The organism is Massilia pseudoviolaceinigra, from assembly GCF_030846505.1.
Classification (GTDB): Bacteria; Pseudomonadota; Gammaproteobacteria; order Burkholderiales; family Burkholderiaceae_D; genus Telluria_A; species Telluria_A violaceinigra.
This window is the reverse complement of record NZ_JAVCWL010000037.1, coordinates 13515-26539: the sequence shown is the minus strand read 5'-3', so window position 1 is coordinate 26539 and position 13025 is coordinate 13515. Positions and strand designations below refer to the sequence as shown.

The following is a 13025-nucleotide window of genomic DNA, read 5'->3' as shown; positions in this document are numbered from 1 at the left end:
TCAGTTTATGCGTCATGTTTTACCTCTGCGGTCAAAGCGGCGCCGTCTTCGTGCGCGTATTTCTTGCGCTGGCGCTCGCTGCCCTTGAATAGTTTGCGTACCACCACGAAGAACACGGGGATGAAGAACACGCCCAGTGCGGTCGCGGTGATCATGCCGCCGGCCACGCCGGTACCGATGGCGCGCTGGCTGGCCGAACCGGCGCCAGTGGCGATCACCAGCGGCATCACGCCGAGGATAAAGGCGAACGAGGTCATCAGAATCGGGCGGAAGCGCAGATGGCACGCTTCGATCGCCGCTTCCACCAGCGGTTTGCCCTGCGCCTGCAAGTCCTTGGCGAATTCGATGATCAGGACCGCGTTCTTCGCGCCCAGGCCGATGATGGTGATCAGGCCGACCTTGAAGTAGACGTCGTTGGGAAAGCCGCGTCCGCCCGCGGCGATCAGCGCGCCCAGCACGCCGAGCGGCACCACCAGCAGCACGGCGACCGGAATCGACCAGCTTTCGTACAGCGCGGCCAGGGCCAGGAACACCGCCAGCAGGGCGAAGCCGAGCAGCACGAACACGGTCGAGCCGGACAGTTTTTCTTCGCGTGACTGGCCGGTCCATTCGAAGCCGAAGCCCGGCGGCAGTTCGGACGCGATGCGTTCCATTTCAGCCAGCGCGTCGCCGGTGCTGCGGCCCGGGGCCGCGTCGCCCGCAATCCGCATGGTCGGGTAGCCGTTGTAGCGCACCGTCTGCATCGGGCCGGTGATCCAGCGCGTCGTCGCGAACGAGGACAGCGGCACTTGCTGGCCCTTGTTGTTGACCGCGTTCAGTTTCAGCAGGTCTTCCGGCTGCATGCGGTCCTTGGCGTCGGCCTGGACCACCACGCGCTGCAGGCGCCCGGCGTTGGGGAAGTCGTTCACGTAGGACGAGCCGAGCGAGGTCGAAATGGCGGTGTTGATGGCGTCGAAGGTCACGCCCTGGGCGCTGGCCTTGTCGCGGTCGATGTCGAGCTGCACCTGCGGCGCATCTTCCAGGCCTTCCGGACGCACGCCGGCCAGGACCGGGCTCTTGCTGGCCGCGCCGAGCACCTGGCCACGCGCCGCCAGCAGGGCTTCGCGTCCGAGTCCGGCACGGTCCTGCAGGCGGAACGAGAAACCGGTGCTGCTGCCCAGTTCGGGAATCGGCGGCGGACTGATGGCGAAGATGAAGGCGTCGCGCACGCGGCTCATGCGGCCCGAAATGCGTCCGGCCACGTCGCTGGCGCTGTGGCCTGCGCCGCCGCGTTCTTTCCAGTTCTTGAGCGTGATGAAACCGAGCGCCATGTTCTGGCCCGAGCCCGAAAAGCTGAAGCCCTGCACGCCGACCATGCTGGCCACTTCCGGCTGCTTGAGGATGAAGTCTTCGGCCTCGCGCAGCGCCTTGCCGGTGCGTTCCAGGGTGGCGCCGGGCGGCAGCTGGAAGTTGGCGATGATGTAGCCCTGGTCTTCGTTGGGCAGGAAGGAGTTCGGCAGGCGCACGAACATCAGCGCGACCACGGCCACCAGCGCGACGAACACCATCATCGAGCGGCCGGTGTGGCGCAAGGTGGTGGCGACCCAGCCTTCGTACTTCTTGGCGGTGCGCGTGAAGCCGCGGTTGAACCAGCCGAAGAAGCCTTTCTTGGCGTGGTTGTGGCCCGCTTCGACCGGTTTCAGGAAGTGGGCGCACATGGCCGGCGTGAGCGAGAGCGCCATGAACGCCGAGAACAGGATCGACGAGACCATCACCGCCGAGAACTGGCGGTAAATGTTACCGACCGCGCCGCCAAAGAAGGCCAGCGGCACGAACACCGACACCAGCACCACGGTCACGCCGATGATGGCGCCCGAAATCTGGCTCATCGCCTTGCGCGTCGCTTCGAGCGGCGGCAAGCCTTCTTCGCTCATGATGCGCTCGACGTTTTCGACCACCACGATGGCGTCATCGACGACGATACCGATCACCAGCACCATGCCGAACATGGTGAGCACGTTGATCGAAAAGCCCATCGCCAGCAAGGTCGCCAGCGAACCGAGCAATGCCACCGGCACCACGATGGTGGGAATGATGGTGTAGCGGAAATTTTGCAGGAACAGGTACATCACCAGGAATACCAGGATCACCGCTTCGACCAGGGTTTCCAGCACTTGCTTGATGGAGATCTCGACGAAAGCCGAGCTGTCGAACGGCACCGCGTATTTCATCCCGGCCGGGAAGTACTTGGACAGTTCGTTCATGCGCGCGCGCACCAGCTTGGCCGTTTCCAGCGCATTGCCGCTCGGCGAGAGCTGGATGCCGATGCCGGTCGATGGCTTGCCGTTCAGGCGCGCCGAGGTGGAATAGCTCTGGCCGCCGATTTCGATGCGGGCCACGTCTTTCAGGCGCACGGTCGAACCGTCCGGATTGGCGCGCAGCACGATATTGCCGAACTGCTCGATGCTGGCCAGCTGGCCGGTCACGACCACGGTGGCGGTAATGGCTTGTCCGCCGATGTTCGGCAAGTCGCCGATGGTGCCCGAGGCCACTTGCGCATTCTGGGTGCGGATGGCGCTGTTCACATCGGCCGGCGACAGGTTGAAGCCGACCAGCTTGGCCGGATCGATCCAGATGCGCATGGCTTTTTCGGTACCGAACAGCTGGGCCTGGCCCACGCCGCGGATACGCTGGATTTCCGGCAGCACGGTGCGCGAAGCGTAGTCGCCGAGGGCGATCGGGTCCCATTTCGGGTCATCCGACGAGAGGATGGTAAACAGCAGGAAGTTCGAGCGCGCCTTGTCCACGCGCACGCCTTGCTGCACCACCGCCTGCGGCAGGCGCGGGGTGGCGCGGCCGAGGCGGTTTTGCACGTCGACCTGGGCCAGGTCGGCGTTGGTGCCGGTCTCGAAGCTGAGCGTGATGGTGCCGGTGCCGTTGGCCTGGCTGTTCGATTCCATGTAGATCAGGCCGGGCGAGCCGTTCATTTCGCGTTCGATCACGCTGATGACGCTGTCCTCCAGGGTCTGGGCCGACGCGCCCGGGTAGGCGGTGGTGACCACGATGGCCGGTGGCGCCACGGTCGGGTACTGGGCGATCGGCAGCTGGGTGATCGCCACCCCGCCGACAACCATGATGAATAATGCGATCACCCACGCAAAAATGGGGCGGTCAATAAAGAAACGGGCCATGAAGTAATCCTGAGTAGATGTTTAACGTCCGCCGGCCGGGGCGGCGCTGGCTGCCGGCGCGGCGGCGGCAGCCTCGGCGGGCGCAGCGGCGGCACTGGCGGCGGGAGCGGCAGCGGCGGCAGGCGCCGCACCGGCAGTCGGCGTCCATGGCACCGGCTTGACCGTCATGCCGGGCGCCTGCATCTTCTGGAAGCCGTCGACGACGACCTGCTCGCCCGGCTTGATGCCTTCGAGGACAATCCACTTGCCGTTCTGCTGGGACGCCACCTTGACCGGACGCGGGCCCGGTTTGCCGTCCGGACCGACGATGATGACCGTGTCGCCCTGGCTGCCGCGCGTGACGGCTTGCTGTGGAATGAGCATGCCGGCCGGCAGTTCAGCCTGCGACAGGCGCACGCGCACGTACTGGCCCGGCAGCAGCATGCCATCCTGGTTCGGCACTTCGGCGCGCAGGGTGACCTGGCCCGAGGTCGGGTCGACGCTCACATCGGAAAACAGCAGCTTGCCCTTGCCCGGCAGTTCGGAGCCGTCTTCCAGCAAGATCGACACCGGCAGCGATTCGGCGTTGCGCACCTTCAGGTTGGCCGACTTGCGCAGGCGCTGCAGGTCGGAAGCGGACTGGGTGAAGTTGACGTAGACATTGTTGGTTTGCTGGATCAGGGCCAGCTGGGTCGCTTCGGTCGCGCTTACCAGCGCGCCTTCGGTGACCAGGGCGCGGCCGATACGGCCGGCGATGGGCGCCGTCACCCGGGTGTAGCCATTATTGATCTGGGCGATTTGCACCGTTGCCCTGGCCGCTGCCACGTCGGCCTCGGCCTGCTTCTGGGCGGCGACGACGTTGATGTATTCCTGTTTGCTGACCGCGTTCGCTTCCACCAGCGGCTTGTAGCGTTCGGCCTGGGCCGCGGCCTGGGTCAGGTTGGCCTGGGCCTTGCCGAGCGTGGCCCGCGCGCTGAGAAGCGAGGCGGCGTACGAGGCCGGATCGATCTGGAACAGTTCCTGGCCGGCCTTGACTTCGCTACCCTCTGTAAATAAGCGCTTGAGCACCACGCCGTTCACGCGCGCCCGGACTTGCGCCACGCGGATCGGTTCGACCCGGCCCGGCAGTTCGGTTTGCAGGGCGACCGGTTCAAACCTGGCGGTGATCACCCCCACTTCCGGCGGCGGGCGCTGGGCACCAGCTCCGGGCGCAGCGTCTTTCTTGTCGCCGCAGGCCGATAACAAAGCCAGCGCAGCGAGCGTGCAGGCGGCGATCCGGGTCAGGGACGGGGAAGGGAGGAGGGTGTGGCGCATTACGTTTGCATCCTTTAAATAGGCAATCAGTTGTGTTTACATCGGGACTTGGGATGTCTTTACAACTTTCATCGCGGGCTTCTTTATTTTGGAATATACTAACATGACTGTATGTTTAACGTTTGACGCCCCCTGAAAGGGAGTAGTTGCATGGTCCGCAGGACAAAGGAAGACGCGCTGGCAACGCGCGACAGCATCATGGATGCCGCCGAGCAGTTGTTCATCGAGCAGGGTGTGTCGGGAACGAGCTTGCAGCATATCGCCAGCGCGGCCGGCGTGACGCGCGGCGCGATTTACTGGCATTTCGAAGACAAGGGGGCGCTGTTCAACGCCATGATGGAGCGCGCCACCATGCCGCTCGAATCGGCGATGCAGACGCTCGAGTGCGCGGTCGGGAGCGACCCGCTGGGGCATTTGCGCAGCTATGCGCTCAGCGTGTTCGATCTGACCATCAATGATCCGAAAGCGCGCCGGGTGTTCGAGATCGCCACGCTCAAGCTGGAGTATGTGGGCGAACTGTCGGCCATCCGCGAACGCCGGATGCAGCATCGCGAGCAGTTTTTGGCGAGTGCCGAACGGATCGTGAAGGAGGGGGTCGCGCATGGCCGGTTAAAAGACACGGTCAAGCCGCAAGCGGCAGCGCTGGGATTGTTCATCCTGATCGAGGGACTGGTGCGCGGCTGGCTGATCATGCCCGACTTTAACCTGGAGCAGCTGGGTGCGGAAATCGTCGATACGCATCTTGATTCTCTCCGCGCTTGAAAGGGATCCGTCGTTCCCGCCGAGTGCCGCCTTGGCGCGGGAACGACGTGCGCTGCAGGGTTTAACGCATACCCGTAATAATCTGTTTCAGCTTGCCCGAATCGGCACAGAACGCACGAATCCCTTCCGCCAGCTTCTCGGTCGCCATCGCATCTTCATTCATCATGAAGCGGAAGGTTTTCTCGTCGATCGCCACCTTCTCGATCGACACCGCCGACGCCGTCGGGCTCAGCTTGCGCTCGACCGGCTCATTGCTGTCGGCCAGTTTTTGCAGCAGTTCCGGGCTGATGGTCAGCAGGTCGCAGCCGGCCAGTTCCAGGATCTGCGACGTGTTGCGAAAGCTCGCGCCCATCACTTCGGTGGTGTAGCCGAACTTGCGGTAGTAGTTGTAAATCCGCTTGACCGACTGCACGCCCGGGTCTTCGGCGCCGGTGTATTCGAGGTCGTTGGCCTTCTTGAACCAGTCATAGATGCGGCCGACGAACGGCGAAATGAGCTGCGCGCCCGCTTCGGCGCAGGCAATGGCCTGGGCCAGCGAAAACAGCAGCGTCATATTGCAGCGGATGCCTTCCTTCTGCAAAATCTCGGCGGCGCGGATGCCTTCCCAGGTCGAGGCGATCTTGATCAGCACGCGCTCGCGGCCGGCGCCCGCTTCTTCGTACAGGGCGATCAGCTCACGGCCCTTGGCGACGGTCGCTTCGGTATCGAACGACAGGCGCGCATCGATCTCGGTGGACACGCGCCCAGGAATGATCTTGAGGATTTCCATGCCGAAGTCGACCAGCACGCGGTCGATCACGTCGCCGGTGGACAGGTCCGGAAAGTCGCGCACGGCTTTTTCGAGCAGGGGTTTGTATTCGGGTTTTTGCACCGCCTTGAGGATCAGCGACGGATTGGTGGTCGCGTCGCGCGGCGTGTACTGTTTGATCGACTGAAAATCGCCGGTGTCGGCAACGACCTTGGTAAATTGCTTGAGTTGTTCGAGTTGGTTCATGGTTGCGCTAACGGGTAAGGAGATCGAACCTTATTGTACAACCATGTACAGACTTGTCTATCCGATAAAGGAATCGAATTGCATGTCGAATTCCTGCAACGCCTTTTGCGCGTTCTGCATCTTCTTGCGGAACTCCGGCCCGCGCTGCAAGGCCAGCCCCACGGCCAGCACGTCGATCACCACCAGATAGGCCAGGCGCGCCGAAATCGGGGTGTACGGGTCGATGTTGAACACCAGGTCGATCGGAATGAGCACCGTGGCCACGTCGGCCAGCGGCGTGCCCGATGGCGCCAGCACGATCACATCGGCCCCGCCGCGGCGCGCCAGCTTGGCCGAACGCACCAGCGCCGAGTTGTTGCCGCGCTGGGAAATGGCCACCACGGCGTCGCCCGCGTGCAGGAGCGAGGCGGCGATGCTGTGGATGGCCGGATCGGCGTAGGCCACGGTCGGCACGCCGGAGCGGAAGAATTTGTGCTGGGCGTCGGTGGCGACGATGCCGGACGTGCCCTGGCCGTAGAACTCGATCTTTTTCGCGCGCGACAAAATATCGAGCGCGCGCTGGATCGCTTCGGGATTGAGGTTGTTGCGCAGGTCGAGCAGGGTGTTGATCGAGCGGCTGCAGATCTTGTTGACCAGGTCCGCCGCCAGGTCGTCCTGGGTCGGCTGCTCGTTAGCGCCGGGCAGGGCCAGCGCCAGGCCCTGGGCGAGTTTGAGCTTGAACTCATGCCAGCCGTCGTAGCCCAGGGTACGGCAAAAGCGCACCACGGTCGGCTCGGACACCTGGGCGCTCTTGGCCAGCGCCGTGATGTTCTGGCTGACCGTGGCCGACGGCTGTTCAAGCACCGCCAGCGCGACTTTTTTCTCCGACTTCGAGAGCGAGTCGAGCTGGGTGCGGATGGAGTCTAGTAGCACGGGTTCAGTCTTCGGGCAACGGTAAAGCAGGGGTTACGCGGTGCATTGCACCGCGCATGCGGAACGGTAGACCGTTCCGCTCTCATTCTTAGTCTTCCGGTAAAGCTTCTTCGCGCCACTGCAAGCCATCGCGTCCGATCAGGGCGCTGGCCGCGGCCGGGCCCCAGGTGCCGGCGCTGTACGGAATTGGCACGCTGTCTTCCTGGTCCCAGTGGTCGAGAATCGGTTCGACCCACTCCCACGCCGCTTCGAGTTCGTCGCCGCGCATGAACAAGGTCAGTTGGCCGCGCAGTACGTCGAGCAGCAGGCGCTCGTAGGCATCCATGCGCGGGGTCTTGAACTGCTCGCGGAAATCGAGTTCGAGTTCGGCCTGTTTCAGGCGCATGCTGTCGCCCGGGGTCTTGGCCATCAGGTTGAGCGAGAGGCCTTCGTCCGGCTGCAGGCGGATCACCAGGCTGTTGGGCTGGAAGCTGCTGGTCGGCTGGTTGAAGATCGAGTGCGGGATCTGCTTGAAGCGCACCACGATTTCGGCCAGGCCGTCAGCCATGCGCTTGCCGGTGCGCAGATAGAACGGCACGCCGGCCCAGCGCCAGGTATCGATTTCGGCCTTGATGGCGACAAAGGTTTCGGTGCGCGACTGCTGCGGCGCATCCGGTTCGTCGCGGTAGCTCGGCACGGCCTTGCCGTCGACGTGGCCGGCGCGGTACTGGCCGCGCACGATGTTTTGCGCCAGCGTGGTCGGGGTGAAGCGCTTGAGGGAGCGCAGCACCTGCAGCTTGGCGTCGCGCACGGCGTCGGGAGCGATCGAGGTGGGCGGTTCCATGGCGACGATACAGAGCAGCTGCAGCAGGTGGTTTTGCAGCATGTCGCGCAGGGCGCCGGAGGTGTCGTAGTAACCCATGCGGTTGCCCACGCCGATTTTTTCGGCGATGGTGATCTGCACGTCCGAAATCCATTCGCGGCGCCACAGCGGCTCGAACAGGATGTTCCCGAAGCGCAGGGCCAGCAGGTTCTGTACCGTTTCCTTGCCGAGGTAATGGTCGATGCGGTAGATCTGCGATTCGGCGAAGACTTTGCCGACTTCGGCGTTGATCTGCTTGGCCGATTCCAGGTCGCGCCCGAGCGGTTTTTCGAGTACCACGCGCGAGTTGGCGGTGGCAAGACCTGCGCTGGCCAGGTTGTCGCAGATTTGCGCGAACAGATGCGGCGGCGTGGCCAGGTAGTAGACGCGGGTGATCTTGTCGTCGTTGCGCAGCGCTTCGACCAGGGCGCCGTAGGTGGAGGCGTCGGTGGCGTTGAGCGAGACGTAGACGATGCGCTTGACGAATTTGGCCCAGCCTTCCTCGACCAGCTTCTTGACGTGCGGTTTGGCGGTGCTTTCGACGGTTTGCAGGAATTCTTCTTGTGCGATGTCGTTGCGGCCCACGCAGATGATGCGCGCGGTCTGCGGCAGGTCGTTGGCGACATCGCGCGCGTACATCGCAGGGAGCAGCTTGCGCATCGACAGATCGCCGCTGCCGCCAAAAAGAACGAGGTCAAAATCGGTAAGAGCCATAGTATGTGATCGCTGAAAGTAGGGGGCCGGAATGATGATGCCGCTAGTTGCCGCCGGCTGGCGCACGCATGGGAGCGCCAGCCGGAAAGGGTAGCGAAATTGGTTGTGTAAATTTACTACATATTTTAGTGGTTCGCAAGAAATTTTACTACGCGACGCGTCTGTTCAAACATACGGATGCCGCAAGGTCAGGGATCAGTGCGCTGATAATCTTTGAGGGAAGCGAACGTCGGGCCTTGATGAGGAACTGAAGCAACGCTGGAGGAAAGGGTGAGCGCACGGCTTGGCGCACGGCCTACCCGCCTCGTCTCCGGAGCACAGCCTTATTCAACGAACGTTCAGTCAGACATGTTATCGAATCGAATCGCCGACATGTTCCCTCGTTTTATGGAGGACTCATCATGCAACCGATCCATCAAGTCACGGCCGCTCTGGCCGCCCTGTTCGCCGCAGCAAGCGGCAGCGCACTCGCCCAGGACGAGCACGCACATGCCAGCTTCTGCGCGCCGACGACGAAGGCAACTCCCGTCCTGAGTACCAGCGATTTCGATGGCGACCGAACGGTGACGCGCAACGACCTGCGCATGCTCAGACAGCAGGTCAGGACGGGCCAGTACGTCGCCTTTTTCGATCGCAACGCCGATCATGTCCTCGACAGCAAGGATATCGCGATCGCGGTGGCCGAAACCGGGTCGCTCAGCACGGAACTCGACCGCCAGCTGGCCGCCGCCTATCGCGCCACCAAAGCCTACCGCAACATCCGCGCCGCCGTCCACGACGGTTTCGTTCCGTGGACGCCGTCGTTCCGCGGCCACGGCACGCATTGGGTCCAGCGGCCGGAAAAAGGGTCGTTGGGCTACGCGTTCGACCCTGGCGCGCCGGAAGGGCTCAATTACGACGCCAAGGGCCGCCTGTGGGCTGTTTTCTACTATTCCGGGCCATCGCCGACCCGCTTGAATGGGGAAAAATATCCGCCCGGGGACAGTTTCGTGCCGTTCGCGCACTTGTATGGTGAGGGATTTTCCGGCGAGCAGGACGTCTGGCACCATCACAACGGCGTTTGCTTCACGGGGCTGAACTACGAACAGCCCACCCTGGCTGCGCGCAAGCTGTCGTTCCGGCAAGGGCTGAGCCCGAAACAGTGCCTGCCGGCCAGTGCCGTCGCAAAAGGTCTGCCAGTCTCCCCCGATGTCAAATGGACGCCGCAATTCCACATGCTGCATGCCTGGATCTACGAGTTGAATCGTTGCGGCACCTTTGCCCACGCGCATCCGGATCTTGCACCGAGTTCCCCGCCGCTGGAAAGCAGCCTGCCGAAGGAGAACGTCGATCCGCAGAATCCGCACCCTGCCTATCCGTTTGCCCGGGGTACCATGTGCTCCTGGCTCGGCGAACTCGGTCAGGTGCCGCCGTTCTGCGTGCGGCAGAAGTAAGGAGATTGGCGGCGCGCGGGTATGGCCCGTTCACTTCAGCGGCAAGCGGATCGTAAACGTCGTTCCCTTGTCCTTGCCCGCGCTGGCCACCGACAAGGTGCCGCCATGCAGCTCCACCAGATGGCGCGCAATGTACAAGCCCAGTCCCAGTCCGGCCGCATTGGCGTGGCGCTGCAAATTGAACGCCCCGAACACATGCGGCAGATCGTCCGCCGCGATTCCCTGGCCGGAATCGGCCACGGCGATCTCCACCTGCCCGGCGCCCCGGCTGATATCGATGCGGATGGTGCCGCCGCGCGGCGTGAACTTGATCGCGTTGAACAGCAGGTTCCACAGCACCTGCTGCAAACGCCGTCCGTCGGCCTCCAGCCGTACCAGATCGCCATGGTCGTGCGGCGTCACCGCCAGCGCAATCTCCTTTTCGCTGGCGTTGCCCTCCACCGTCAACAAGGCGTCGCGCAGCACCTGTCCCAGCACCACCGGCGTACGCGCGATCGACATCTGCCCGGTCAGCGTGCGGGCGGCGTCGATCAGATCGTCGATCATGGCCGCTTCCTGGCCGATGTGCACCCGCATCGCGGTCAGGCCGTTCTCCACCTTCGCAGGCAGGTCCGGCACGGTCTTGAGCAGCACCTCGATGCGCATCGACAGCGCCGACAGCGGCGTGCGCATTTCGTGCGATACCGTGGCCAGGAACAGATCGCGCGCGCGGTTGACGCGATTGAGTTCCTCGATGGTTTCGCGCTGGCGGTCGATCGATCCGGCCAGCGTTTGCAGCAGCGCGCCGTAGGTTGCCAGGCGCGCCTCCGACACCGGCGACTCAAGCCGTACTTCGCTCCACAGCGCATTGCCCGACACGCCCACCGCCGCGCCGATGCGCTCGCACGCCATGGGCGAGCTGAAATCGTTGAAACGCCAGCCGTACACCAGCACCCCGTACACCTGGCCGAACTGGGTCAGCGCCATGCTGCACACGCGCATGCCGTGAAAGCTGCCCTCTTCGGCGACGTCACCGGAAAACACGCGCGCGGCGATGCATTTTTCCAGTACGGTGCCCGGACCGTCGTCGCGCCACATGGACGATGTGGCCAGCACGCGCGCGGTAGACGAGGCCACCAGCGGGCCCACCTGGCGCCAGCCGCGCACGTCGTACAGCGATACCGTCAGGCCGCTGGCCTGCGAAAACTGCGTCAGCGGGGTGACCCATTCGTCCCAGTCGATGCCCGCGTCGCCGGCGACTGCCAGGTTGATCATGCTGGATTGTCGGTCGGCAGTTCGACCGAATCAGGCAGGCGCGTTCCGTGCGCCACGGCGTCTTCGATGAGGGGACTCTGGCGCGACGGCGAGCGCGAAAGCAGGCCGTAATACGAGGAGAACGGCAGTTGCGGTACCACGCCGGCCGGATCGGCATAGCCGTTTTCCTCGTCGAGCAGCTGCAAACCGCCTTCGGCGATCACATATTCGCGCGTGATCTGGCGATTGCGGCTGCCGCGCACCTTGGGCACGGCGATCGCGCGCCGCAGCACAGTGGAGATTTCGACGTAGTTGAGCAAGATGATGTTGTCGACCAGGTGCGAGCCCTTGAGTTCTTCGCTGATCTGCGAAATGCCCAGCAGCTCGGGACTTTCGTAGTTGAAGAGGATGGTCGCCAGCCGGTTCTTGAAGAACGTGGCCAGCGCGTACAGGTAGTCGGCCACTTCGGAGGGGCTGGTCATTTCGTACACCGCGCACGAATCGAACACCACGCAGTCGATGCCTTTTTCCTCGACCAGCTTGATGATGCGGTCGAAGTGGATATCGAGTTCGAGTTCGAGCGGCGATTCGTAGTGGATGAACAGGTCGCCGCTGTCCATCAGCCCGGCCAGGTCGAAACCGAGGGTCGCGGCGTTGCGGATCAACTGGCGCGGGTGTTCGTCCAGGCTGACCAGCAGCGTCTTGTGGCCGGTGGTGATGGCCGCGGTGAGGAACTGCACGCTGAACACGGTCTTGCCGGTGCCCGAGATGCCGCTCACCATGGTGACCGAGCCGGCGTACAGGCCGCCGTCCATCATTTCGTCGATGGCTTTGGAGCCGGTCGAGACGCGCTCGTCGGAGGTTTGCTGGTCGTTCGTATTGATGGGACGCGACTGCGCGCGGCGGTAGATGTGCACTCCGCGTCCGGCTTCGATGCGCATGGTGTGGCTGCCCGCGATGAAGTCCTGGCCGCGCGACTTGAGCACCGTCAGGCGCCGGTGCACGCGCCGGCGCTGCTCTTCGCGCGTGAGCGAGATGATGGTGTCGAACACGAAGCGCTCGTGCGATGGCACCGAGCCGAGGCTTTCGTCGCGTTCGGCGGTGACCATGGTGGTCACGCCCATGCGCGCCAGGCCTTCGATCAGCAGGTGTACGTCTTCACGGAAGGGTTTGTCGTGCACTTCGGCGTACAGGCGCATGGGCGTGAGGCCATCGATCAGCAGGCGCTTGGCGCCGATCGACTTGAGGGCGTCGGCAAAGGCGCCGTCGGCGTTGCGGAATTCGCTGAGCAGCACGGCGGGACTGGTCTGGATCACCTTGATCTTGCCGGCGTCGATCAAGCCTTGCAGATCCCAGTTGAAGCCGGCCGCGTCGCGCAGCAGCTTGGCCGTATCGAGCTCGAACGATACGATCGCGCCCGGCTCGTCGTACAGCGCCGCGCCGGCATAGATGAAGCCGAGACCGAGCGTGGTCTTGCCCGTGCCGGGCGCGCCTTCCACGATCAGGTTGTTTCCGCGCGGGATGCCCCCGAGCAGTACTTCGTCCAGTCCGGCGATGCCTGTTTTGACCAGCATGTTTAATTCTTTCTTCAATGTATTTTCTGCATTCTTAATTGCACGCCAGTTTATCACCGGGCATTGAATCGTTTCGTCACACGTGGCATTTTGCCGTGC

General features: G+C 63.6%; 9 protein-coding genes. 2 read left to right on the top strand and 7 right to left on the bottom strand.

Annotated features, from left to right (window positions below; genetic code table 11):
* Positions 1-5: 5 nt before the first annotated feature.
* Both RBA40_RS27795 and RBA40_RS27790 read right to left on the bottom strand, forming a co-directional pair.
* Positions 6-3170 (bottom strand): efflux RND transporter permease subunit, encoded by a 3165-nt coding sequence (locus tag RBA40_RS27795; protein ID WP_306651649.1) that lies wholly within the window; start codon positions 3168-3170, stop codon positions 6-8.
* 21 nt (positions 3171-3191) lie between these two features.
* On the bottom strand, positions 3192-4463 hold the full coding sequence (locus RBA40_RS27790) for an efflux RND transporter periplasmic adaptor subunit (protein ID WP_306651647.1): 1272 nt from the start codon (positions 4461-4463) through the stop codon (positions 3192-3194).
* A 150-nt stretch (positions 4464-4613) separates the two neighbouring features.
* Between RBA40_RS27790 and RBA40_RS27785 the strand changes: the two genes are divergently transcribed.
* The gene (locus RBA40_RS27785; RefSeq protein ID WP_099875686.1) at positions 4614-5225 is read left to right on the top strand and encodes a TetR family transcriptional regulator; all 612 of its coding nucleotides are present in this window, start codon (positions 4614-4616) and stop codon (positions 5223-5225) included.
* A 61-nt stretch (positions 5226-5286) separates the two neighbouring features.
* Here RBA40_RS27785 and tal read toward each other — a convergent pair whose 3' ends face one another.
* From tal to zwf, 3 genes are all read right to left on the bottom strand, one after another.
* Positions 5287-6219, bottom strand: coding sequence for a transaldolase (gene tal, locus RBA40_RS27780; RefSeq protein ID WP_306651645.1), 933 nt, complete (start codon positions 6217-6219; stop codon positions 5287-5289).
* A 57-nt stretch (positions 6220-6276) separates the two neighbouring features.
* The gene (locus RBA40_RS27775; protein ID WP_306651643.1) at positions 6277-7131 is read right to left on the bottom strand and encodes an SIS domain-containing protein; all 855 of its coding nucleotides are present in this window, start codon (positions 7129-7131) and stop codon (positions 6277-6279) included.
* 88 nt (positions 7132-7219) lie between these two features.
* Positions 7220-8686: a glucose-6-phosphate dehydrogenase gene (zwf, locus tag RBA40_RS27770; RefSeq protein ID WP_099875691.1), complete on the bottom strand. Its 1467-nt coding sequence runs from the start codon at positions 8684-8686 to the stop codon at positions 7220-7222.
* A 401-nt stretch (positions 8687-9087) separates the two neighbouring features.
* On the opposite strand from zwf, the gene RBA40_RS27765 reads away from it, so the two are divergent.
* On the top strand, positions 9088-10119 hold the full coding sequence (locus RBA40_RS27765; protein WP_306651641.1) for a hypothetical protein: 1032 nt from the start codon (positions 9088-9090) through the stop codon (positions 10117-10119).
* 30 nt (positions 10120-10149) lie between these two features.
* Here RBA40_RS27765 and RBA40_RS27760 read toward each other — a convergent pair whose 3' ends face one another.
* Both RBA40_RS27760 and RBA40_RS27755 read right to left on the bottom strand, forming a co-directional pair.
* Positions 10150-11373: a sensor histidine kinase gene (locus tag RBA40_RS27760; RefSeq protein ID WP_306651639.1), complete on the bottom strand. Its 1224-nt coding sequence runs from the start codon at positions 11371-11373 to the stop codon at positions 10150-10152.
* Complete coding sequence (locus tag RBA40_RS27755) at positions 11370-12926, bottom strand: ATPase domain-containing protein (RefSeq protein WP_306651637.1); 1557 nt, start codon at positions 12924-12926, stop codon at positions 11370-11372. Before RBA40_RS27755 ends, RBA40_RS27760 begins: the two co-directional genes overlap by 4 nt.
* Positions 12927-13025 lie beyond the last annotated feature (99 nt).

Excerpts from the sequence above, each read along its gene's own strand:
- zwf (WP_099875691.1), bottom strand. The coding sequence starts at position 8,686 with ATGGCTCTTACCGATTTTGACCTCGTTCTTTTTGGCGGCAGCGGCGAT.
- RBA40_RS27790 (WP_306651647.1), bottom strand. The coding sequence starts at position 4,463 with ATGCGCCACACCCTCCTCCCTTCCCCGTCCCTGACCCGGATCGCCGCC.
- RBA40_RS27785 (WP_099875686.1), top strand. The coding sequence starts at position 4,614 with ATGGTCCGCAGGACAAAGGAAGACGCGCTGGCAACGCGCGACAGCATC.
- RBA40_RS27755 (WP_306651637.1), bottom strand. The coding sequence starts at position 12,926 with ATGCTGGTCAAAACAGGCATCGCCGGACTGGACGAAGTACTGCTCGGG.
- RBA40_RS27765 (WP_306651641.1), top strand. The coding sequence starts at position 9,088 with ATGCAACCGATCCATCAAGTCACGGCCGCTCTGGCCGCCCTGTTCGCC.
- RBA40_RS27795 (WP_306651649.1), bottom strand. The coding sequence starts at position 3,170 with ATGGCCCGTTTCTTTATTGACCGCCCCATTTTTGCGTGGGTGATCGCA.
- RBA40_RS27760 (WP_306651639.1), bottom strand. The coding sequence starts at position 11,373 with ATGATCAACCTGGCAGTCGCCGGCGACGCGGGCATCGACTGGGACGAA.
- tal (WP_306651645.1), bottom strand. The coding sequence starts at position 6,219 with ATGAACCAACTCGAACAACTCAAGCAATTTACCAAGGTCGTTGCCGAC.